This window comes from Streptomyces sp. NPDC050504 (assembly GCF_044458065.1).
Classification (GTDB): domain Bacteria; phylum Actinomycetota; class Actinomycetes; order Streptomycetales; family Streptomycetaceae; genus Streptomyces.
In genome coordinates this window covers 42,722-64,435 of record NZ_JBITHO010000019.1, presented here as the reverse complement: position 1 = coordinate 64,435, position 21,714 = coordinate 42,722, and the positions used below count along the sequence as shown (strand labels likewise).

Genomic DNA, 21,714 nt, shown 5'->3' with positions numbered 1-21,714 from the left:
GAGGCGAGCCGCGCGGCGTTGTTGACCTTGCGGAGGTTGGTGATCGACACCAGGATCGCGAAGAAGACGAGCGGGGCGACCGCCAGCTTCAGGAGTTGGACGAAGATGCTGCCGACCTGGTCAAGGGTGGTGTAGAGCCACTTGACGTCGTACTCGCGGGTGATCCAGCCCAGCACCACGCCGAGCACGAGACCGGCGACGATCTGGGCCCAGAAGGGGACGCTGGGTATGCGCCGGGAAGGCGCGGGGGCGGGGGTCGCGGAGTTCGCGGACACGGACACACTCCAGATGTGGCGTATCGGGGACGGAGATACGGGGACGTGGGTGCGCGGCGCCCGTGTGCTCAAGAGGCGCGCCGCTGCATGATGCCGGGATCAGACCTGGCGGCAACAGACCGCGGACATACAGCGGCAGAGATCGACGTGCAGGCGCTCCACGAGCGGGGTGTTCACGCTCGCGGTGTCGGGGATGCGCACTGCTGACTTCATGTCGAACACGTTAACACTTGAACTTTGAGACTCCCAAAGCTTTTCTTTGGGTACGGGGCCCCGCGCGACCCGCGAGAACGCCGGAACCCCAGTACTGGAGCGGGTGGCTCCGGTACTGGGGTCCGTGGAGTGTGAGGTACCTTACGCGGCGGTCACTGCGTCACGCCGTCCTCGCGCGTGCGGTTCGCGGCGAGGCGGTCCTTCGCCCTGTCGACCTTGTTCACGATCTGCTCGGACATGTCGTCGCGCTGCTTGCGCAGCACCACGAAGCTGATCGGCGCGGAGAGCACCAGCGCCAGCAGGACGATCCAGACGGGGTTGGACCCGTTCATCCCGGAGGGCAGCAGCCCGAAGTGGACCAGCGTCGCGGCGACGACGAGGCAGCCGACGAAGATGCCCAGACGCAGGGCGGTGTACCGGATCGTTGCGCCCGGCTTGGCTAGGGACACGGCTCTCGCCTTCTCTCTCGTACGAACGGGCCTTCCCGAACAGTGAAGCACGTCCGGTTTTGGATCAATTCAGGGGGAGCAGCATCACGACGTCGTCCCGGTCGTCGCCCTCGGCCACCCGGATCGCGCCGGGCACCCGTCCGACCTCCTTGTAGCCGCAGGAGGCGTAGAACCGCTCCAGGTCGAGGCCGCCGCGGCAGGTGAGGCGGATCGCCTCGACGCCCTCGAAGCCGCGGGCGGCGGACTCGACGGCGGCCATCAGCGCGCGCCCGTGCCCCCGGCCCTGGTGGCGGGGGTGGACCATGACCGTGTAGGCCCAGATCCAGTGGGCCATCAGCCGGTGCCCGTTGTGCGCGAGGAACGCGGTGGCCGCGACGGAGCCGTCCGGCGCGCGGCCGACCAGCAGCCGCATCCGGCCCTCGGCCATCGCGACGAGGTGCCCGACCAGCTCGGGGCGGACCTCGTCGGCCGTCACGGGCGGCACGAAGCCGACCGCGCCGCCCGCGTTGGTGACGTCGGCCCACAGGGCGAGGACCCCGTCGCGCAGGGCGGGGTCCACGGCCGGGTCGAGCTCGAAGGTCAGGGTCATCGGGCGGCGGGCGTCAGACGCGCATCGCCTGGGGGGACTCGCGGCGCTGCGGGTCCGGGCCCTCGTACTCGCGGATGATCTCGTAGCGGGTGTTGCGCTCGACGGGGCGGAAGCCCGCGTCGCGGATCAGGTCGAGCAGGTCCTCGCGGCCCAGCTTGTTGGGCGTGCCGTAGTTGTCGGCGTCGTGCGTGATCTTGTACTCGACGACCGAGCCGTCCATGTCGTCGGCGCCGTGCTGGAGGGCGAGCTGGGCGGTCTGCACGCCGTGCATCACCCAGAAGACCTTGACGTGCGGGACGTTGTCGAAGAGGAGGCGGGAGACCGCGAAGGTCTTCAGGGCCTCGGCACCGGTCGCCATCGTGGTGCGCGCCTGGAGCTTGTTGCGGACCTTGCCGTCCTGCATGTCCACGAAGTCGTGCTGGTAGCGCAGCGGGATGAAGACCTGGAAGCCGTTCGTCTCGTCCTGGAGCTCGCGCAGCCGCAGCACGTGGTCGACGCGGTGGCGGGGCTCCTCGATGTGCCCGTACAGCATGGTGCACGGGGTCTTGAGGCCCTTCTCGTGCGCCAGCCGGTGGATCCGCGACCAGTCCTCCCAGTGGGTGCGGTGGTCCACGATGTGCTGGCGGACCTCCCAGTCGAAGATCTCGGCGCCGCCGCCGGTCAGCGATTCCAGGCCGGCCTCGATCAGCTCGTCGAGGATGTCGGAGGCCGACATCCCGGAGATGGTCTCGAAGTGGTGGATCTCGGTGGCCGTGAACGCCTTCAGCGAGACGTTCGGCAGGGCCTTCTTCAGCTCGGAGAGCGAGCGCGGGTAGTAGCGCCAGGGCAGGTTGGGGTGGAGCCCGTTGACGATGTGCAGCTCGGTGAGGTTCTCGTTCTCCATCGCCTTGGCGAGGCGGACGGCCTCCTCGATGCGCATGGTGTACGCGTCCTTCTCGCCCGGCTTGCGCTGGAACGAGCAGTAGGCGCACGACGCGGTGCACACGTTCGTCATGTTGAGGTGGCGGTTGACGTTGAAGTGGACGACGTCGCCGTTCTTGCGCGTGCGGACCTCGTGGGCGAGGCCGCCCAGCCAGGCCAGGTCGTCCGACTCGTAGAGGGCGATCCCGTCCTCGCGGCTCAGCCGCTCACCGGCCCGGACCTTCTGCTCCAGCTCGCGCTTGAGTCCCGCGTCCATACGACGGCCGCCTCCCATACATCTGCGTCAATCAGGCCCCACCCACCGTACGCCTAGCTCTCTTCGGGAAGTTCCCCGACCCGGTTCTCCCACTTCGTGGAGAGCACGATCGTCGTACGGGTGCGGGAGACGCCCTTGGTCCCGCTGAGCCGCCTGATCGTCTTCTCCAGGCCGTCCACGTCCCCGACGCGCACCTTGAGCATGAAAGAGTCCTCGCCCGCGATGAACCAGCAGTCCTCGATCTCGGCGAGGTCGCGCAGCCTGCGCGCCACGTCCTCGTGGTCGGCGGCGTCGGAGAGCGAGATGCCGATGAGCGCGGTGACCCCGAGGCCGAGCGAGGCCGCGTCGACCGTGGCGCGGTAGCCGGTGATCACACCGGCCGCCTCCAGCCGGTTGATGCGGTCGGTCACGGAGGGTCCGGAGAGCCCGACGAGGCGGCCGAGCTCGGCGTACGAGGCCCTGCCGTTCTCGCGAAGGGCCTGGATGAGCTGCCTATCCACGGCGTCCATAGGTCTGATGCCTTCCATTGTCCAGCGATCACGCGAGTTTAAGTGTAGAATCTAAGGCACACAGGGGCGACACCCTGTGAATCTTTCAGTCGATCAAAGACGATCTTTCAGGAGATGAGCTTCACCGTGTACTCGATCGAGATGGCCTACGCCCACATGCGCTCGCTGCAGGAGCTGGCCAACCGCTCGCGTGCCCACCAGCCCGCCGCCGCCCTGCGCGTCGACAAGGCGACCCGCCCCCGACGCGCGGCCAAGAAGCGCTGACCCCGGGCGCCGGGGTCCACGGGGTCCACGGAACCCCGGGAGTCCGGCGCACCGCTCCGCCCCGCGAGGGGCCCGAGCCCTATTCGCCCCGAGAGCCACCCAGCTCTCCCTCCCACCGGCGGTACAAGCGGTGCGGCACACCCGCCGCGTCCAGCACCCGCCCGGCGACGAAGTCCACCAGGTCCTGGATGTGCGTCGCACCCGCGTAGAACGCCGGAGAGGCGGGCAGCACCACGGCGCCCGCCTCGTCCAGCGCCACCAGATGCTTCAGGGTCTGCCCGTTCAGCGGTGTCTCACGCACCGCCACCACCAGCCTGCGCCGCTCCTTGAGCGTCACGCTCGCGGCGCGCTGGAGCAGGTCCTTCGAGAGCCCGAGCGCCACCCCCGCCACGCACGCCGTCGAGGCCGGCACGATCAGCATCCCCTTCACCGGGTACGAGCCCGAAGAGGGTCCCGCCGCGAGGTCGCCCGCGCTCCAGTGCCGTACGCGAGAAACGTCCACGGCCGCTCCGCCGAACGTGTCCGGCTTGCCGTCCGCGCCCCGCGCCAGCCAGCTCCGCAGGTCGCTCTCCCAGTGGGCGTCCCGGTAGGAGATGCCCGTCTCGTCGAGCAGCGTGAGCCGCGACGCCCGGGAGACCACCAGGTCCACGCTCTCGCCCGCGGCGAGCAGGCCGCGCAGCACCGCGGCTGCGTATGGGGTACCCGAAGCGCCTGATACCCCGACAATCCAAGGCGTTCGCCGCTGCTGACTGTGCACGTTGCCCAACTCCACGCAGTGGAGCCTATAGCGACACCACAAAAGGAACTTGGCCGACCACGGCTCTTCGGTAAGCTTAGGTAAATTTTATGGGTTTAAAACTTCCGGAACCTCACGTTCCCGTCTTGTCTCTGGAGTTCTCATCAACAGCATGAAGAAGGCCCTCGCCGCCGCCGGCACCGTCGCGCTGATCACGGCGGGCACCGTCGGCTGCAACCCGACCGAGAAGCTCACCGCGGGCATGAAGGTCCAGAAGGCCTTCGACCGGCTCAAGGACGAGAAGGCCGTCTCGGCCGCCGTCGGCTTCGGCGCCAAGCCCGAAGACCTGCTGAAGCTGATGCGGAAGGACGACAAGGACGCCACGCTCGCGCAGGCGCAGCTCGTCACCGACCTGCGGATATCCATCGCCGCCAGCGCCGACAAGCCGCTGTCGGAGGTGACCTCCGAGAACCTGAAGGACTCCAAGGTCTCCGCCTCCTTCAGCATCGGCAAGAAGGACAGCGACGGCCTGCTTGAGGTGCGCTCCATCGGGGAGAAGACCTACCTGCGCGCCGACCTCAAGGGCGTCGGCACGCTGGTCGACTCCGTGTCCCCCGACGCGGGCGCGAAGAAGGACATCGACGAGATGCTGAACGGCATCAACTCCGCCGAGCTGCCCTCCTCGCTCGCCTCGGTCAAGGCGGCCATCGAGGGCAAGTGGGTCGAGATCGACCTGAAGTCCTTCGAGGAGTTCGCCAAGTCGCAGGGCGCCGACCTGGGCGCCGAGGCCGGTCTGCCGACCTCCTCGCTGGACGCCAAGACCCAGAAGGAGTTCATCGACGCGGTCTCCAAGGCGATCGGCGACAACGCCGAGGCCAAGGACTCCGGCTCCGAGGACGGCGCCGACGTCGTCACCGTGACCGTCCCGGCGCAGAAGACCGCCAAGGACCTGGTCAAGGCCCTGAAGCCGCTGGAGAGCAAGATTCCGGAGCTGAAGGAGCTGAACAAGGCCGACCCGTCCAAGGCCCCGGCCAAGGACATCGCCATCGACGTGCACGTCAAGAAGGGCCAGGTCGCCAAGTTGAGCCTGGACCTCTCGCAGTTCGACGAGAAGAACAGCACGGGCGGCGTGAAGCTCCCGCTGGTCATCGAGATCAAGTCGGACGCCGACAAGGTCGAGGCCCCCGCCGACGCCACGAAGCTCCAGCCGCAGGACATCATGGGCGCGGTCGCGTTCATGATGGGCGGCGCCGGCGGCGCCGAGGGCATGGACGAGAGCGGCTTCGACGACAGCGACCTGGGCGCCTGAGCCGTACGTACGTGAAGGAGGGCGGCACCCCGGGCCGGGGTGCCGCCCTCTTCGCGTACCGCCCTCTTCGCGTACCGCCCGGCGTCAGAGCGTCAGGCCGCGCACCAGCAGGTCGAGCAGCGCGCAGCCGAACAGCGCGATGCCGATGAAGCCGTTGACGCTGAAGAACGCCCGGTTCAGCCGGGACAGGTCGTGCGGCCGCACGATCGAGTGCTCGTACAGGAAGGCGCCCGCGACGATCACCAGGCCAAGCCAGAAGAAGGCGCCCGCGTCGGTGGCCAGCGCGTACCAGACCAGCAGTGCCATCGTCACCGCGTGGCAGCCGCGCGCGCCCCGGATGGCGGCCGGGACGCCGAAGCGCGCCGGAACCGAGCGCACGCCCTCGCCCCGGTCGGCCTCCACGTCCTGGCAGGCGTAGATCAGGTCGAAGCCGCCGATCCAGATGCCGATCGCCGCGCCCAGGATCGCCGCGTCCCAGGACCACTCGCCGGTCACCGCGAGCCAGGCGCCGACGGGCCCTATCGACTGCGCGAGGCCGAGGATCGCCTGCGGGAAGTCGGTGAACCGCTTCCCGTACGGATAGACCACCATCGGCACCACCGCGACCGGCGCGAGCGCCAGGCACAGCGGGTTGAGCAGGGCGGCCGCGCCCAGGAAGAAGACCAGCGCGACGAGCGCCCCGGTCCACGCCGACCTCACCGACACCGCGCCGGTCACCAGCTCGCGCTGGGCGGTGCGCGGGTTACGGGCGTCGATCTCGCGGTCGATGATGCGGTTGCAGGCCATCGCGAAGGTCCGCAGGCCCACCATGGCGACGGTCACCAGCAGCAGCCGCCCCCAGTGGATGTTCCTGTCCAGCTGGAACATCGCGGTCAGGGCCGCGATGTACGCGAAGGGCAGCGCGAAGACGGAGTGCTCGATCATCACGAGCCGCAGGAAGGCCTTGACCTTGCCGTCCGGGCTCGGCGTGGGGCCCTGGATCACCCCGTCCGCGGTGGTCATGCCAGGCTCCCGCGGAACGCGTCGAGGTCGGCGAGGAGCCCGGCGGCGGCCAGCGGGCCCAGCTCCAGCGTGCAGGGCTCGCCGTCCTGGCCCTCGGGCGGGGCGACCCGGGCCGTGAAGGTCCAGGCGTCCCCCGCGGGGCGGGCGTCGAGCACCAGCACGTCACCGGCCTCGATCGCGTACGCCTCGCCGGACTTCAGCACCATGGCCAGGCGCGCCGCGAAGTCCTCGGCCTCGGCGTCGGTCAGGCCCGGCAGCTCGAAGCCGTCGCCGCCGCCGTCCTCGACCTCGTACAGCACGCTCCACACGTCGCCGGGACCGACGAACTCCTCGACGCTCACGCCCGCCTGTGCGGCGGCGCGGACGACGCCGGGGTCGGCGGGGTCGAGCGCGGGGCGCACCAGGGCGACGTACGTCTCCTCGCCGACGAACAGCGAAGGACCGCCCACCGCGATGGGGCTCACAGGCCGTACTCCTTCCAACGGCGGTCGACCTTCGCCGCCGTCGCCGGGTCGGACTCGACCATGTTCGGCCAGCCCCCGTCCCTGACGTAGCCCTCCTCGGGCAGCTTCTTCGTCGCGTCGATGCCGGCCTTGCCGCCCCAGAACTGCTGGTAGGAGGCGTGGTCGAGGTGGTCGACCGGGCCTTCCACGACGGTCAGGTCCCTGCTGTAGTCGACGTTGCCCAGCGCCCGCCAGGACACCTCGTGGTAGTTGCGCACGTCGCAGTCGGCGTCGACGACCACGATCAGCTTCTCCAGCGACAGCATGTGCGCGCCCCAGATCGCGTGCATCACCTTCTGCGCGTGCTTGGGGTACTTCTTGTCGATCGACACGATGACGCAGTTGTGGAAACCGCCCGACTCGGGCAGGTGGTAGTCCACGATGTCCGGCACGATGATCTTCAGGAGCGGCAGGAAGAACCGCTCGGTGGCCCGGCCCAGCGGCCCGTCCTCGGTCGGCGGGCGGCCGACGACGATGGACTGGAGCAGCGGGCGGCGGCGCATCGTGACCGTGTCGATGGTGAGCGCGGGGAAGTCCTCCTGCGGCGTGTAGAACCCGGTGTGGTCGCCGAAGGGACCCTCGGGCAGCATCCGTCCGGGCTCCAGCCACCCTTCGAGGACGACCTCCGACTGCGCCGGGACCTGGAGCGGAACGGTCTTGCAGTCGACCATCTCGACGCGCTTGCCCTGTACGTACCCGGCGAACAGGTATTCGTCGATGTCGCCGGGCAGCGGCGCGGTCGAGGCGTACGTCACGGCGGGCGGCGCGCCGAAGGCGATCGCGACCGGCAGCTTCTCGCCGCGCTTGGCGGCGACCTGGTAGTGGTTGCGGCTGTCCTTGTGGATCTGCCAGTGCATGCCAATGGTGCGCTTGTCGTGGCGCTGGAGCCGGTAGAGGCCGAGGTTGCGGATCCCGGTCTCGGGGTGCTTGGTGTGGGTGAGCCCCAGGTTGAAGAAGGAGCCGCCGTCCTCGGGCCAGGTGAACAGCGCGGGCAGCGCGTCGAGGTCGACGTCGTCGCCGCTGAGCACGACCTCCTGGCAGGGCGCGTCCTTGACCTTCTTCGGCGGTACGTGGGTCATGTTGGCGAGCTTCCCGAAGGCCTCGCGGACCCCGACGAAGCCCTGCGGCAGCTCGGGCTTGAGCAGCCCGGAGATCTGGTCGCCGATCTCGTCGTACGAGGTGAGGCCGAGTGCCTTGAGGAGGCGCCGGTCCGTGCCGAAGACGTTCATCGCCAGGGGCATCGAGGAGCCCTTGACGTTCTCGAAGAGCAGGGCGGGGCCGCCGGCCTTCTGGACCCGGTCGACGATCTCGCCGACCTCCAGGTGGGGGTCGACCTCGGCCTTGATGCGCTTGAGATCGCCCTCGCGCTCCAGGGCCCGGAGCAGGGAGCGAAGATCGTCATAAGCCATGCGTCCCAGTATCGGCTACTCGATACCCTTGGACTTCAACGGGGCCGCCCATCCGGTGCCCCGTCGGCTCCGATCTCCACTCTCAGGGGGACACGTCCATGCTCCGGGTGCTGCTGATTCTGCTGCCGCTGGCGCTCAGCGTCTACGCGTTCATCGACTGCATCACCACGGACGAGAAGGAGATCCGCTACATCCCCAAGCCGGTCTGGGCGATCCTCGTGCTCCTCTTCCCCCTGGTGGGCTCCATCTCCTGGCTGGTGGTCGGCAAGGACCGCACGGCGGCGCGGGGCGGGGCCGGGGGGTCGGGGCCCGGCCTGGGCGGCCGCGGCTCGCGGGGGCGCGGGGGGTGGGTGGCACCGGACGACAACCCGGAGTTCCTGAAGTCGCTGGGAACGCCCGGGACGCCCGGGACGCCTTCGGCGTCCGGGAAGCGGGACGGGGCGTCGCCCGAGGCAGGGGCGTCGCCCGAGGCAGGGGCCGGGGACGGGGACGAGGCCACGGACGAGGGCGGGCCGGACCGGGAGAAGCTCTCGGCGTGGGAGGCGGACCTGCGCCGCCGCGAAGAGGAACTGAAGCGCCGCGAAGAGGGCGGGGGCCAGTAGAAGAGGGCGGGGGCCGGTAGGGGTCCCGTCACCCGGGGCGGGCGTTTCGCCTGCGGCGGGGTGGGCATGCGCGGCGTCTGCCCCACTCTCGCGCAGTTCCCCGCGCCCCCTTGGGGGCGCGGGGCTGTGCCGACGTGCGGCTCCGCCGCGCGGGCGCAATCCCTCGGCGCCCCCTCACCGCACCGCGCGGAAGTGGGACGTCACGTTCCCGCCCTCGCCGAGCACGTGGAACGCCACCCACGGCACGCCCGCACCCCGGTCGGTGAGCCCCTCCCCCGCCTCCCACGGCAGCCGCAGCGTCGACACCACGCCCGGCGCCCCCACCACGGGCCGCCCCGCGAACGCCGACGCCATCGCCGTGTGCGCGTGCCCCGTGAGCACCGCCACCACGTTCTCCCGCCCCTCCAGCACCTCCGCCAACGCCGCCGCGTCCAGTAGGTTCGTGGCGTCCAGGTACGGATGGTGCACCGGCACCGGCGGATGGTGGAACGCCACGACCGCGGGCACCTCGCCCAGCGAGTCCAGCGTCCGCGCCACCCACCCGAGCGTCCCCTCGCCCAGCCGCCCCGCGTCCTCCCCGGGAACGGACGAGTCGCACATCAGGAAGGCGTACCCGCCGGCCCGGTGCAGCCGATTGACCGGCGCCCCGGCCCCGGCCCACGCCCCCGTCTCGGCCCCCGCCTCCTCCCCGAGCAGCGGCGCCAGGAACGAGGACCGGTACGCGTCGCGCACGTCGTGGTTACCCGGGCAGGGGAACACCGGCGCCCGCAGCCCGCCCAGCAGCACCGCCGCCTCCTCGTACTCCGCGGGCTCCCCGTGGTCCGCGACGTCCCCCGTGACCAGCACCGCGTCGGGCTGCCCCGGCAGCGCGTCGAGGTACGCCACCACCCGCTCGACCCGCTGCGACGCCTCCTCCGTCCCCCCGATGTGCAGATCACTGATGTGCGCGAGCAGCACGAGCGGCCCCCTTCTCCGGGCTAATGGATAAGTGGACTCTAACCATTAATCCTGGGCTGCGGTACCGTCCCGCCATGAAGATCATCGATCTGGAGCCGGGCGACCCCCGCCTCCTCGCCGACCTCCTGCCCGTCCTGCGCGAACTGCGCCCGCACCTCACCGACGAGCTGTTCCAGGAGATCCACGCCCTCGGCCACCCGCAGGGACTGCGCTTCACCGCCGCGTACCGCGACGGCGACGGCGCCTGCGTCGGCGCGACCGGCTGGCGCATCGTCCACAACACCGCCCAGGTCAAGAAGCTGTACGTGGACGACCTGGTGACCGCGGCCCACGCCCGCTCGACCGGCGTCGGCAAGGCGCTCATCGGGCACCTGGAGGAGCACGCCCGCGCGGCCGGCTGCCACCACCTCAACCTGGACTCCGGCACGCACCGCACGGACGCCCACCGCTTCTACTTCCGCGAGGGCATGCCGATCGTGGCGTTCAACTTCGACAAGCCCCTCGCCTGACGGATCACCCGCCGGACGCCGCCGCGCCCTGGGCGTACGCCGTCGGCGGGACGCCCACCGTCGCGGTGAAGTCCCGCACCAGGTGCGCCTGGTCGCTGTACCCCAGCTCGGCCGCGAGGTGCGCCCACTCCACCGCCGCGCCCCCGGCCCCGGCGCGCTCCAGCGCCTCGTGGATGCGGTACCGCAGGATCACCCACTTCGGGCTGACCCCCACGTACCCCGCGAAGAGCCGCTGCAACGCCCGTACCGACACGCCCTCGGCGCGCGCGAAGTCGGCGACGCGCCGGATCGCGCGGTCCCCGCGCACCCGCTCCACCAGGGCCATCGCGTCCAGCGCGGCCGGGTCGTCGGCGGGGCCCAGGCCCAGCAGGTACGCGTCGAGCGCCGCGACCCTGGCGTCCTCCGCGTCGGGCGCGACGACGGATGCGGGTCCGGGGACGGAAGCGCCTCCCGTACCCGTATCCGTACCCGCACCCGGGAAGACCTCGTCCAGCGGCACCCGCCGCCCCGTCAGCTCCGAGACCGGCCGCCCCGGCGCGAAGGGCCTGAACCCGCCCGGCCTGAACTGCACCCCGCAGACCCGCCCGGTCCCCTCCAGCTTCTGCGTGAAGAGTTCGAGCCCGACCCCCGCGACCTCGCCCCACGGCGCCTCGTCCCCGTACCGCTGGAAGACGACGTTGACGCTCGGGTGCGGGACGACGTGGGAGGCGTACGGCTCCGCGAGGTCCCAGTCGATGAGCCAGTAGTGCTCCAGGTACGGGCGCAGCGCGGCGGCGGGCCTGCGGCGCCTGAAGCGCACGCGTGCGAAGAGTTCCCCGGCCTCCACGATGCCCCGGGTGTCCCGCCTCGGACCACTGCCTGCGCTCATCCGGCCAGCCTAGAACGGGCGGGGGGAGCCGCCGCTCCTGGCGCTCGCCGCCCGGCGCGCGGGCTTCAAGGGGCAGGCGGGCCTCAAGGCGCAGACGGACCTCAAGGGGAAGGCGGGAAGGGGCAGTTCGCCGCGGAGCGGACACGCGGCGACTCGAAGCCGGAACGGGTCCGAGGTACGGGGCCCCGGCGGCTCAGGGCCACACCAGGCAGTACGGCTGGTGTCCGTTCTCGTGCAGCCGCTCGCTGAACTGCTGCCACTCGTGCAGCAGCTGGTACACGTTGAAGGCGTCGCGCGGCCCGCCACGGTCGGGGACCGTGGACCAGATGAACGCCGCCGCGCCGACCGATTCCTCGCCGATGCCGCGCAGCGGGTCGACGACGGTCATGGGGAGTTTGACCACCGCGTAGTCGGGGTGGAGGACGACCAGTTCCAGGGGGGGCACCTTGTGCAGGGGTATGCCCTGGATGCCGGTGAGGACCATCGCCGCCACGGTCTCCGGCTTGATCTTGGTGAACATGCCGCCCATGCCGAGCTCGTCGCCGCCCAGTTCCTCGGGGCGCATGGAGATCGGGACTCTCGCGGCGGTCGCGCCGTCCGGGGCGCCGAAGTACTTGTAGGTCACCCCCACCCGGCCACTCCTGCTCTCAGCGCGCGCGCTCTCAGCCCGTGCGCTCTCCGCCTTGCGCCGGTGCCGACCCCTCCTGGCGGGCTCGGGACCCAGGCCGTCGGTCCCCTCACCCAGTCCGCCACCGCGATGCATAATCTTCCACCCGACTGCTTTTGGGTGGCACAGCGACCGCCGCGCGACCCGATCATCGTGTCAGTGACCTCCCCCGCGGAGATGCGGTGAAACACCTGTCCGCAACTCCGTCCGGTCCTCTGACACCATGGCTTGTGTGAGCTATCCGTACGAATTCGACGCCCCAGTTTCGCAGAGTCTCTTCGACCGCGCGTCCCTCGTGACGCCCGGCGGCGTGAACTCCCCGGTCCGCGCGTTCCGCGCCGTGGGCGGTACGCCCCGTTTCATGGTGTCCGGCACCGGTCCGTACCTCACCGACGCCGACGGCCGCGAGTATGTCGACCTGGTGTGCTCCTGGGGCCCGATGATCCTCGGGCACGCGCACCCCGAGGTCGTCGCCGCCATCCAGGAGGCCGTCGCCAAGGGCACCTCCTTCGGCACGCCGGGCGAGGGCGAGGTCGCGCTCGCCGAGGAGATCGTGGCCCGCGTCGCCCCGGTCGAGCAGGTCCGCCTGGTCTCCTCCGGCACCGAGGCGACCATGTCCGCGATCCGTCTCGCGCGCGGCTTCACCGGCCGCGCCAAGGTCATCAAGTTCGCCGGGTGCTACCACGGCCACGTCGACGCGCTCCTCGCCGCCGCCGGCTCCGGGGTCGTCACCTTCGGCCTGCCGGACACGCCGGGCGTGACCGGCGCGCAGGCGGGCGACACGATCGTCCTCCCGTACAACGACATCGACGCCGTGCACGAGGCGTTCCGGCGCTTCCCCGGCGAGATCGCCTGTGTGATCACCGAGGCGTCGCCGGGCAACATGGGCGTCGTCCCGCCCCGCGAGGGCTTCAACGCCGGACTGAAGGCGGCCTGCGCCGAGCACGGCGCGCTCTACATCTCCGACGAGGTCATGACGGGCTTCCGCACCTCGAAGGCCGGCTGGTACGGCGTCGACGGCGTCGCCCCCGACCTGCTGACCTTCGGCAAGGTCATGGGCGGCGGCTTCCCGGCCGCGGCCTTCGGCGGCCGCGCCGACGTGATGGGCCACCTCGCCCCCGCGGGCCCCGTCTACCAGGCGGGCACCCTGTCAGGGAACCCGATCGCCACCGCCGCGGGCCTCGCCCAGCTGCGGCTGCTCGACGACGCGGCGTACGCGAAGGTCGACGCGGTCTCCGCCGAGATCCAGGCGCTGGTGACGGGCGCGCTCGCCAAGGAGGGCGTGGCGCACCGGCTCCAGACCGCGTCCAACATGTTCTCCGTCTTCTTCACCGCCGACGAGGTGCGGAACTTCGACGACGCGAAGAAGCAGGAGGCGTTCCGCTTCAACGCCTTCTTCCACTCGATGCTGTCCCAGGGCGTCTACCTGCCGCCCTCGGCGTTCGAGTCCTGGTTCGTCTCCACCACCCACGACGAGCGCGCGATCGAGCGCATCGCGGCCGCGCTCCCCGCGGCAGCCCGAGCCGCCGCGGAGGCCACCGCATGAACAACAGCGTCAACAACACCAGCGACGAACTGACCGTCGTCCACCTGATGCGCCACGGCGAGGTGCACAACCCCGAGGGCGTCCTCTACGGCCGCCGCCCCGGCTACCACCTCTCCGACCTCGGCCGGCAGATGGCCGAGCGGGTCGCCGAGTCGCTGGAGGGCCGCGACATCACTCACGTCGTCGCCTCCCCGCTGGAGCGCGCCCAGGAGACCGCGACCCCGATCGCCAAGGCCCACAGCCTGGACCTGGCGACCGACCAGCGGCTCATCGAGGCGGGCAACGTCTTCGAGGGCAAGACCTTCGGCGTCGGCGACGGCGCACTGCGCAAGCCCGCCAACTGGAAGCACCTGACGAACCCGTTCCGCCCGTCCTGGGGCGAGCCCTACGTCGACCAGGTCGTACGGATGATGGGCGCGCTCAACGCGGCCCGCGACGCGGCCCGCGGCCACGAGGCGGTCTGCGTCAGCCACCAACTGCCGATCTGGATCGTGCGCAGCTTCGTCGAGCGGCGCAGGCTCTGGCACGACCCGCGCAAGCGGCAGTGCACGCTCGCCTCGCTGACCACCTTCACCTACCGCGGCGACCGCATCGTCTCGGTCGGCTACACCGAGCCCGCGCGCGACCTGGTGCCCGCGCACCTCCTCGCGGGCGCGAAGCCGGTGAAGGGCAAGGCGAAGGCGTTCGGAGCTTAAAGCTTCCCAAAAAGCCCCTTGTCGCTTTTGCAAAGTCGAGCGAATTGCCGGAACCTCCGTGCTCGCCGTCGCATCTGACTCGTTGCCTGTTTGTACGGGTGCACGGGGACGGCGACACGGATGGGATCGGTTCTTTCATGCAAGACATCAGCCGAAGGGAACTGCTGGGAGCCGGAATCGGAGCGGCGGCCGCACTCACGATCGCGGGCTGCGGTTCGAACGGCGACGACAAGAAGGGCAGCGCGGGCCCGGACAAGGGCGGCAACCACCCCGCGAAGAAAGCGGGCAGGCCGATCGGCGACGGCTCGACCTCCGACACCGGAAAGCAGCCGCACCAGCCCCCCAAGCCCGTCCCGCTGGAGCCGGGACAGACCCCGCCGCAATTCGTGATCTTCTCCTGGGACGGCGCGGGCGAGGTCGGCAACGGCCTCTTCCCGCGCTTCCTGGAACTCGCGAAGAACCACGACGCCGCGATGACCTTCTTCCTCTCCGGCATCTACCTCCTGCCCGAATCGAAGAAGTCCCTCTACCGCCCGCCGAACAACCGCGTCGGCGCCTCCGACATCGGCTACCTCTCCGACGCCCACGTCAAGGACACCCTGAAGTACGTCCGCCAGGCGTGGCTCGACGGGCACGAGATCGGCACCCACTTCAACGGGCACTTCTGCGCCGGCTCCGGCTCCGTCGAGAAGTGGACGCCCGCCCAGTGGCAGGACGAGATCGACCAGGCCGTGAAGTTCGTCACCGAATGGAAGACCAACACCGGCTGGACCGACGAGGAACCGCTGCCCTTCGACTACCGCAAGGAACTCGTCGGCGGCCGCACCCCCTGCCTGCTCGGCCAGGACAACCTGCTGCCCACCGCCAAGAAGCTCGGCTGGCGCTACGACGCCTCCTCGCCCGGCGGCCGCCAGGTGTGGCCCGAGAAGAAGCAGGGGATCTGGGACCTCCCGCTCCAGGCCATCCCCTTCCCCGGACATTCCTTCGAAGTCCTCTCGATGGACTACAACATCCTCGCCAACCAGTCGAAGAATTCCACCAAGGGAATGCCGTCGCGCTATCCCGGCTGGCGCAAGCAGGCCACCGAGTCGTACCTCGCCGGATTCAAGCGCGCCCACGAGGGCAACCGCGCGCCCTTCTACATCGGAAACCACTTCGAACAGTGGAACGGCGGCATCTACATGGACGCCGTCGAAGAGGCGCTCAAAGGCATGGCCGACAAGAAGGACGTGCGCCTCGTCTCCTTCAAGCAGTACGTCGACTGGCTCGACGTACAGGACCCCAAGATCCTCGACAAGCTCCGCACCCTGGAGGTCGGACAGGCACCCGCGGGCGGCTGGAACACCTTCCTGAAGACCGTCTAGATCCGTTCACGCCCGCTTAGACCCTCTTGACAAGGGTCTTTACGGGCACGTAGGGGGGCGCGGAAGATCCCCCGAACCCCCATGCGAAACTTTTCACATGAGCCTTAGCCGCGCCCCCCGCCGCCGCCTCGCCGCGCTCTCCGCAGGAGCCGCGCTGGCCGCCCTGACCCTGTCGGCATGCACCAACGACAACCCCTCAGGGGGCGGCGACACCAACTTCGTCACCGGCAAGAGCGGCATCTCCACCGTCGACAAGGGCGACCGCAAGGACGCCCCGACCCTCGACGGCGAGACCCTCGAAGGCAAGCAGCTCAACACCGACGACTACAAGGGCAAGATCGTCGTCCTCAACGTCTGGGGCTCCTGGTGCACCCCCTGCCGCGCCGAGGCCAAGAACCTCACGGCCGTCGCCAAGGCCACCAAGCCCAAGGGCGTCGAATTCATCGGCATCAACACCCGCGACGCCGAGAAGCTGCCCGCGATCAAGTTCGAAGAGGACTACGGGGTGACCTACCCCAGCCTCCACGACCCCGCGGGCAAGCTCCTGCTCCGCTTCCCCAAGGGCACGCTCAACCTCCAGGTCATCCCCTCCACCCTCGTCATCGACCGGGACGGGAAGATCGCCGCCCGCATCATGGGCGCCGCGAGCGAGGACAACCTCCGCAAGATGATCGACCCCCTGATCGCGGAGAAGTGAGCGGCATGACCGGCACCACCGAGACCGCCCCCCGCGAAGCGGTGACCGCATGACCGAGACCGTCACCAGCGGCGCGCTGCTCCTCGCCGCGCCCATCGCGATCCTCGCCGGGCTCGTCTCCTTCTTCTCCCCCTGCGTCCTGCCCCTCGTCCCCGGCTACCTCAGCTACGTCACCGGGGTCAGCGGCACCGACCTCGCCGACGCCAGGCGCGGCCGCATGGCGACCGGCGCCGCGCTCTTCGTCCTCGGCTTCACCGCCGTCTTCGTCTCCATGGGCGCGCTCTTCGGCTTCTTCGGCCAGACCCTCATGGAGTACCAGTCGGTGCTCAACAAGGTCCTCGGCGTCCTCATGGTGCTCATGGGCCTCTTCTTCATGGGCCTCATGCCCTGGCTCACCCAGCGCGAGTTCCGCTTCCACAAGAAGCCCGTCACGGGACTCCTCGGCGCCCCCCTGCTCGGCGCGCTCTTCGGCATCGGCTGGACCCCCTGCCTGGGCCCGACCCTCGCCGCCGTCCAGTCCCTCGCCTTCCAGCAGGGCAGCGCCGGCCGGGGCGCCATACTGACCGTCGCGTACTGTCTCGGACTCGGCGTCCCCTTCGTCCTCGCCGCCGTCGCCTTCCGCAAGGCACTCGGCGCGTTCGGCTGGATCAAGCGCCACTACACCTGGGTGATGCGCATCGGCGGCGGCATGATGATCGTCACCGGCCTGCTGCTGCTGACCGGCGCGTGGGCCCACATCATGCAGGTCATGCAAGGCTGGTCCGACGGCTTCACGGTGGGAATCTGATTCATGGGTACGACCGACACCACTGACACCACGAAGGACCGGAGCGAACAGGACCTCGGCGCCGCCGGGGCCCAGCTCTCCACCGCCCCCAAGGAGGAGACCGCCGTCGGCGGCCCCACCCTCGGGATCATCGGCTGGGCCCGCTGGTTCTGGCGCCAGCTCACCTCCATGCGCGTCGCGCTCCTGCTCCTGCTGATGCTCTCGCTGGGCGCCATCCCCGGCTCGCTGCTCCCGCAGACCAGCGCCGACGAGTTCAAGGTGCAGGCCTGGAAGCAGGCCAACCCCGGCCTCGCCCCGCTCTACGAGCGGCTCCAGCTCTTCGACGTCTACAGCTCGGTGTGGTTCTCCGCCATCTACCTGCTGCTGTTCGTCTCCCTCATCGGCTGCATCGTCCCGCGCACCCTCCAGTTCGTCGGACAGCTGCGCGGCCGCCCCCCGGCCGCCCCCAGCCGCCTCACCCGCCTCCCCGCGTACACCACCTGGCGCACCGGGGCCCCCGCCGACGAGGTCCGCGACGCCGCGCTCGCCCTCCTCAAGAAGCGCCGCTTCCGCGCCCACCTCTCCGGCGACGCCGTCGCCGCCGAGAAGGGCTACCTCCGCGAGGTCGGCAACCTCCTCTTCCACCTCGCGCTCATCGTGATGCTCATCGCCTTCGCCTGGGGCCAGCTCTTCAAGTCCGAGGGCGGCAAGCTGATGCTCGAAGGCGACGGGGGCTTCGCCAACACGCTCACCCAGTACGACGACTTCAAGTCCGGCTCGCTCTTCGACACCGACGACCTCGAACCGTTCCACTTCCGCCTCAAGGACTTCAAGGGAACGTACGAGGAGAGCGGGCCGCAGCGCGGCACCGCGCGCACCTTCGAGGCTCACATCCGCTACTCCGAGGGCGTCGACGGCAAGGAGAAGGACGCCGTCGTCAAGGTCAACGAGCCGCTGAACGTCAACGGCACCAAGATCTACCTCAACGCCCACGGCTACGCCCCGCGGGTCACCGTCAGGGACGGCCGCGGCAAGCGCGTCTACTCGGCCGCCGTCCCCATGCTGCCCATCGACAACAACATCACCTCCACCGGCGCCATCAAGGTGATGGACGGCTACAGCGACAAGAACGGCAAGAAGGACCAGCTGGGCTTCAACGCCTTCTTCGTCCCCACCTACGCGGGCGCGGGGAAGGGCCAGATGTTCTCCCAGTTCCCCGCCGCCAACTTCCCCATCCTGGCCCTCAGCGCGTACCACGGCTCCCTCGGCGTCGACGCCGGACTGCCGCAGAACGTGTACCAGCTGAACACGTCCAAGATGAAGGAGTTCAAGAACGAGAAGGGCGAGCTGCTCAAGCAGCAGCTCGAGCCCGGCGAGACGATGAAGCTCCCGAACGGGGCGGGCTCCATCACGTACGAGAAGGAGCTCCGCGAGTGGGCCACCTTCCAGATCACCCGGCAGCCCGGTGACGGCTGGGCCCTGACCGGGGCGATCGCCGCGATCGCGGGCCTCGCGGGATCGCTGTTCATCCAGCGCCGCCGCGTCTGGATCAGGGCGGCCGCCGCGGACGACGGCACGACCGTCGTCGAGATGGCCGGCCTCGGCCGCAGCGAGTCCGCGAAGCTCCCCGAAGAACTGGCCGGCCTCGCGGCCGCGCTCCACGCACAGGCGCCGACAGCGGCCGACCCCGAGCCGGAAGCCGACGCACAGGCCGGAGCCGACACAGGAACCCGAGCCGACGCCTCACCCGACGCCGCACCCGACGCCGGAGACGAATCAACCGACCTTCCTGCCGAAGGGGCCGAGAAGTGAACCTCCTCGCAGCCGGGACCAACGAAGACCTGGCCCAGATCAGCAACGTGCTGATCTACTCCTCCATGGCCGTCTACACCCTGGCCTTCCTCGCGTACATCGCCGAATGGAGCCTCGGCAGCCGCTCCAAGGTGGCCCGCACCGCCGCGGCGCTCACCCCCGGGGCTGCGACGGCCACGACGGCGCCCAAGATCCAGGTCGCCAAGAAGGGCGGCGGCACCGCCGTACTGGAGAAGCCGGAGACCGTCCCGGGGACCACCGGGGACGCACCCGCGGTCGTCACCCGCTCCACCTCCGGCCACCGCGACGTCCCCGACGGCCCCGGCGCGGCCGGCGGCACCGAGCAGGGCGACCTCTACGGCCACATCGCCATCTCCCTCACGGTCCTGGCCTTCCTCGTCCAGGCGGGCGGCGTCGTCGCCCGCGCCCTCTCGGTGCAGCGCGCGCCCTGGGGCAACATGTACGAGTTCTCCATCACCTTCTCCGCCGTCGCCGTCGGCACCTTCCTCGGCTTCCTCGCCGCGAAGAAGAACGTCCGCTGGATGGGCCTGCTGCTCGTCGCGACCGTCCTGGTCGACCTCGGCATCGCCACCACCTGGCTCTACACCGACAGCGCGCAGCTCGTCCCCGCGCTCCACTCGTACTGGCTGTGGATCCACGTCTCCACCGCCATCTTCTGCGGCGCCGTCTTCTACCTCGGCGCCGTCGGGACGGGCCTCTACCTCTTCCGCGACAGCTACGAGACCAAGCTCGCCGCGGGCGGCACCCCCAGCGCCTTCGCCCGCTCGGTCCTGGAGCGCCTGCCCTCGGCCGCCTCGCTCGACAAGTTCGCCTACCGCGTCAACGCGATGGTCTTCCCGCTGTGGACGTTCACGATCATCGCGGGCGCGGTGTGGGCGGGCGACGCGTGGGGCCGCTACTGGGGCTGGGACGCCAAGGAGGTCTGGTCCTTCATCACCTGGGTCGCCTACGCCGCCTACCTCCACGCCCGCGCCACGGCCGGCTGGAAGGGCCGCAAGGCCGCCTACCTGGCCCTGATCGCCTTCGGCTGCTGGCTGTTCAACTACTACGGCGTGAACATCTTCGTGAGCAGCAAGCACTCGTACGCGGGAGTCTGACCCGGCGGTACGGACACGGGTACGGGTACGGGTACGGGTACGGGAACACGGACGCGGGGCGTCTTCCGGAGCAACGGCTCCCGGGAGGCGCCCCGCGCGCGTCCCACGTGCCCCTTCCCATGCGAAATGCCAGCCTTGTACCCATGACGATCCCCCACGGAACCAGCCTCAGCCACGGCGAGACCCACGTCCTGCGCTTCACCCTCGACCTCCCCCACCCCGTGACGGAGGTCTGGGCGGCCGTCGCCACCCCCGCGGGCCTGCCCCGCTGGCTCGCCGCCGCGGACGAGCTCCAGCCGCGCATCGGCGGCCGGGTCGGGCTGCGCTGGCTCAACGGCGACGCGCAGGGCGACCCGACGGTCGCCACGGGCGAGGTCTCGGCGTGGGACCCGGAACGGGTCGCGGAGTACACCGTGACCGTCCACGGCAGGATCCGCTTCCACCTGGAGTCCCCGTCCGGAACCCCGACGCCCCGCACGACGCTCCGCTTCACCAACGAGTTCGTGGGCCCCGACGCGTACCGCCTGGACTGCCTGGCGGGCTGGCACGACCACTTCGAGCTCCTGACGGAGGCGCTGGACCTGCGCCCGACGGACTGGCCGACCTGGACCCCCGCCCGCTGGCGAACGCTCCGCGAGGAATACACCCACCGCCCAGCACCCCAGGTGTAGCCGCCCCGGTACAGGCGCCCCGGGTACAGGAGCCCCGACAGGGGCGCGGGGAACTGCGCGAGAGTGGGGCACACGCCGCACCGACCCACCCACCCCGAGCGGGCCCGCCCCAGACCCCGCCCCACCCCGCCCCACCCCGCCCCCGGCAGGCCAGCGCCCGGGGCAACGCAAAACCCCTGTCCACCCCCCACCCCCCAGTGGCATCCTGCCAACGTGACCGGACCGAAGATCCACCTCACCTTCGCCCCCGAACTCCACCTCTTCCTCCCCGCCCCCCGCCGCACCGCGGAGGCCACCGCCCCCACCCCCCTCACCACCGACGGCAAGGCCACCCTCGGACACGTGGTGGAGTCCCTGGGCATCCCCCTCACGGAAGCGGGCGAACTCCGCGTGGACGGCCGCCCCGTACCCCCCTCGCACGTCCCCGCCGAAGGCGAGACCGTCCACGTCGCCGCCGTCACCCGCCCCCAGCGCACCCCGGGCCGCGTCCCGCACCCCGACGGCACCCCGCTCCGCTTCCTCCTCGACGTCCACCTCGGCACCCTCGCGCGCCGCATGCGCCTCCTCGGCATCGACGCCGCGTACGAGAGCGAGGACATCGGCGACCCGGCCCTCGCCGCCCTCTCCGCCCGCGAACAGCGCGTACTGCTCTCCCGCGACCGCGGCCTGCTGCACCGCCGCGAACTGTGGGCGGGCGCGTACGTCTACAGCCACCGCCCCGACGAGCAGCTGCGCGACGTCCTCAACCGCTTCGCCCCCTCCCTCACCCTGGCGCCCTGGACGCGCTGCACCGCCTGCAACGGAGACCTGGTGAGCGCCGACAAGGACAGCGTGAGCGGCCGCCTCCAGCAGGGCACGCAGCGCGCGTACGACGTGTTCGCGCAGTGCACGGCCTGCGAGCGCGTCTACTGGCGCGGCGCGCACCACCAGCGCCTGGAGGAGATCGTCACGGGAGCGCTGACGGAGTTCGGCGAGACGGCGGCGTGAAGAGCCCCCCGAGCCCCCAC

25 protein-coding genes are annotated in these 21,714 nt (G+C 70.5%); 13 read left to right on the top strand and 12 right to left on the bottom strand.

Translation table 11 applies throughout. The features are described 5' to 3' along the window. The 5 genes from ACIBNE_RS40410 to ACIBNE_RS40390 all read right to left on the bottom strand — a co-directional run. Positions 1-275 (bottom strand): cation:dicarboxylate symporter family transporter (locus ACIBNE_RS40410; protein ID WP_399280961.1); only part of this gene is annotated, 275 nt, incomplete at its 3' end. Positions 276-640: 365 nt separating this feature from the next. Then, positions 641-937, bottom strand: a complete 297-nt coding sequence (locus ACIBNE_RS40405; RefSeq protein ID WP_399280959.1) for a DUF4229 domain-containing protein — start codon at positions 935-937, stop codon at positions 641-643. Between the two features lie 64 nt (positions 938-1,001). Next, positions 1,002-1,526 carry a GNAT family N-acetyltransferase gene (locus ACIBNE_RS40400; RefSeq protein ID WP_399280957.1) on the bottom strand — a complete coding sequence of 175 codons (525 nt, stop codon included), beginning with the start codon at positions 1,524-1,526 and terminating at the stop codon, positions 1,002-1,004. Positions 1,527-1,539: 13 nt separating this feature from the next. Beyond that, positions 1,540-2,703, bottom strand: coding sequence for an aminofutalosine synthase MqnE (gene mqnE / locus ACIBNE_RS40395; RefSeq protein WP_399280955.1), 1,164 nt, complete (start codon positions 2,701-2,703; stop codon positions 1,540-1,542). 53 nt (positions 2,704-2,756) lie between these two features. Further along, the gene (locus ACIBNE_RS40390) at positions 2,757-3,212 is read right to left on the bottom strand and encodes an Lrp/AsnC family transcriptional regulator (protein WP_399280953.1); all 456 of its coding nucleotides are present in this window, start codon (positions 3,210-3,212) and stop codon (positions 2,757-2,759) included. Between the two features lie 114 nt (positions 3,213-3,326). On the opposite strand from ACIBNE_RS40390, the gene ACIBNE_RS40385 reads away from it, so the two are divergent. Next, positions 3,327-3,476 carry a hypothetical protein gene (locus ACIBNE_RS40385; protein ID WP_399280951.1) on the top strand — a complete coding sequence of 50 codons (150 nt, stop codon included), beginning with the start codon at positions 3,327-3,329 and terminating at the stop codon, positions 3,474-3,476. 79 nt (positions 3,477-3,555) lie between these two features. Here the strand turns inward: ACIBNE_RS40385 and ACIBNE_RS40380 are convergent, their stop codons facing one another. Next, on the bottom strand, positions 3,556-4,233 hold the full coding sequence (locus tag ACIBNE_RS40380; protein WP_399280963.1) for a UbiX family flavin prenyltransferase: 678 nt from the start codon (positions 4,231-4,233) through the stop codon (positions 3,556-3,558). 151 nt (positions 4,234-4,384) lie between these two features. Between ACIBNE_RS40380 and ACIBNE_RS40375 the strand changes: the two genes are divergently transcribed. Continuing rightward, a complete protein-coding gene (locus tag ACIBNE_RS40375) occupies positions 4,385-5,521 on the top strand; it encodes a hypothetical protein (RefSeq protein ID WP_399280949.1) in 1,137 nt (378 codons plus the stop codon). An 84-nt stretch (positions 5,522-5,605) separates the two neighbouring features. Here ACIBNE_RS40375 and mqnP read toward each other — a convergent pair whose 3' ends face one another. Genes mqnP through ACIBNE_RS40360 form a run of 3 tightly spaced genes read right to left on the bottom strand, consistent with a single transcriptional unit; the run spans position 5,606 to position 8,435 of the window. After that, entirely contained in the window at positions 5,606-6,523 is a 918-nt protein-coding gene (mqnP, locus tag ACIBNE_RS40370) for a menaquinone biosynthesis prenyltransferase MqnP (RefSeq protein ID WP_399280947.1), read from the bottom strand. After that, positions 6,520-6,987 (bottom strand): hypothetical protein, encoded by a 468-nt coding sequence (locus ACIBNE_RS40365; RefSeq protein ID WP_399280945.1) that lies wholly within the window; start codon positions 6,985-6,987, stop codon positions 6,520-6,522. The genes mqnP and ACIBNE_RS40365 overlap by 4 nt, the downstream gene beginning before the upstream one ends. Continuing rightward, complete coding sequence (locus tag ACIBNE_RS40360; RefSeq protein WP_399280943.1) at positions 6,984-8,435, bottom strand: menaquinone biosynthesis decarboxylase; 1,452 nt, start codon at positions 8,433-8,435, stop codon at positions 6,984-6,986. The genes ACIBNE_RS40365 and ACIBNE_RS40360 overlap by 4 nt, the downstream gene beginning before the upstream one ends. Positions 8,436-8,533: 98 nt before the next feature. Here ACIBNE_RS40360 and ACIBNE_RS40355 point away from each other — a divergent pair, with 98 nt between their 5' ends. Further along, on the top strand, positions 8,534-9,037 hold the full coding sequence (locus tag ACIBNE_RS40355) for a PLD nuclease N-terminal domain-containing protein (protein ID WP_399280941.1): 504 nt from the start codon (positions 8,534-8,536) through the stop codon (positions 9,035-9,037). A 174-nt stretch (positions 9,038-9,211) separates the two neighbouring features. Here ACIBNE_RS40355 and ACIBNE_RS40350 read toward each other — a convergent pair whose 3' ends face one another. Further along, positions 9,212-9,994 (bottom strand): metallophosphoesterase, encoded by a 783-nt coding sequence (locus tag ACIBNE_RS40350; RefSeq protein ID WP_399280939.1) that lies wholly within the window; start codon positions 9,992-9,994, stop codon positions 9,212-9,214. A 74-nt stretch (positions 9,995-10,068) separates the two neighbouring features. On the opposite strand from ACIBNE_RS40350, the gene ACIBNE_RS40345 reads away from it, so the two are divergent. Next, complete coding sequence (locus ACIBNE_RS40345) at positions 10,069-10,503, top strand: GNAT family N-acetyltransferase (protein ID WP_399280937.1); 435 nt, start codon at positions 10,069-10,071, stop codon at positions 10,501-10,503. A gap of 4 nt (positions 10,504-10,507) precedes the next feature. On the opposite strand, the gene ACIBNE_RS40340 is transcribed toward ACIBNE_RS40345, so the two are convergent. Both ACIBNE_RS40340 and ACIBNE_RS40335 read right to left on the bottom strand, forming a co-directional pair. After that, complete coding sequence (locus ACIBNE_RS40340; RefSeq protein WP_399280935.1) at positions 10,508-11,371, bottom strand: DUF6597 domain-containing transcriptional factor; 864 nt, start codon at positions 11,369-11,371, stop codon at positions 10,508-10,510. 193 nt (positions 11,372-11,564) lie between these two features. Next, positions 11,565-12,134 (bottom strand): hypothetical protein, encoded by a 570-nt coding sequence (locus tag ACIBNE_RS40335; RefSeq protein WP_399280933.1) that lies wholly within the window; start codon positions 12,132-12,134, stop codon positions 11,565-11,567. A gap of 127 nt (positions 12,135-12,261) precedes the next feature. Here ACIBNE_RS40335 and hemL point away from each other — a divergent pair, with 127 nt between their 5' ends. The 9 genes from hemL to ACIBNE_RS40290 all read left to right on the top strand — a co-directional run bounded on the left by hemL (position 12,262) and on the right by ACIBNE_RS40290 (position 21,694). Further along, positions 12,262-13,584 carry a glutamate-1-semialdehyde 2,1-aminomutase gene (gene hemL, locus ACIBNE_RS40330; protein ID WP_399280931.1) on the top strand — a complete coding sequence of 441 codons (1,323 nt, stop codon included), beginning with the start codon at positions 12,262-12,264 and terminating at the stop codon, positions 13,582-13,584. Beyond that, entirely contained in the window at positions 13,581-14,279 is a 699-nt protein-coding gene (locus ACIBNE_RS40325; RefSeq protein WP_399280929.1) for a histidine phosphatase family protein, read from the top strand. Before hemL ends, ACIBNE_RS40325 begins: the two co-directional genes overlap by 4 nt. 137 nt (positions 14,280-14,416) lie before the next feature. Continuing rightward, on the top strand, positions 14,417-15,643 hold the full coding sequence (locus tag ACIBNE_RS40320) for a hypothetical protein (RefSeq protein WP_399280927.1): 1,227 nt from the start codon (positions 14,417-14,419) through the stop codon (positions 15,641-15,643). A gap of 97 nt (positions 15,644-15,740) precedes the next feature. Next, the gene (locus ACIBNE_RS40315) at positions 15,741-16,340 is read left to right on the top strand and encodes a TlpA family protein disulfide reductase (RefSeq protein ID WP_399280925.1); all 600 of its coding nucleotides are present in this window, start codon (positions 15,741-15,743) and stop codon (positions 16,338-16,340) included. Between the two features lie 49 nt (positions 16,341-16,389). Next, positions 16,390-17,127, top strand: coding sequence for a cytochrome c biogenesis CcdA family protein (locus ACIBNE_RS40310; protein WP_399280923.1), 738 nt, complete (start codon positions 16,390-16,392; stop codon positions 17,125-17,127). 3 nt (positions 17,128-17,130) lie between these two features. Further along, positions 17,131-18,918, top strand: a complete 1,788-nt coding sequence (locus tag ACIBNE_RS40305) for a cytochrome c biogenesis protein ResB (RefSeq protein ID WP_399280922.1) — start codon at positions 17,131-17,133, stop codon at positions 18,916-18,918. Next, the gene (gene ccsB / locus ACIBNE_RS40300; protein WP_399280920.1) at positions 18,915-20,036 is read left to right on the top strand and encodes a c-type cytochrome biogenesis protein CcsB; all 1,122 of its coding nucleotides are present in this window, start codon (positions 18,915-18,917) and stop codon (positions 20,034-20,036) included. The genes ACIBNE_RS40305 and ccsB overlap by 4 nt, the downstream gene beginning before the upstream one ends. 143 nt (positions 20,037-20,179) lie before the next feature. Further along, the gene (locus tag ACIBNE_RS40295; RefSeq protein ID WP_399280918.1) at positions 20,180-20,707 is read left to right on the top strand and encodes an SRPBCC domain-containing protein; all 528 of its coding nucleotides are present in this window, start codon (positions 20,180-20,182) and stop codon (positions 20,705-20,707) included. Positions 20,708-20,920: 213 nt separating this feature from the next. Next, positions 20,921-21,694 carry a Mut7-C RNAse domain-containing protein gene (locus ACIBNE_RS40290; RefSeq protein WP_399280916.1) on the top strand — a complete coding sequence of 258 codons (774 nt, stop codon included), beginning with the start codon at positions 20,921-20,923 and terminating at the stop codon, positions 21,692-21,694. The last annotated feature ends 20 nt before the right edge of the window (positions 21,695-21,714 follow it).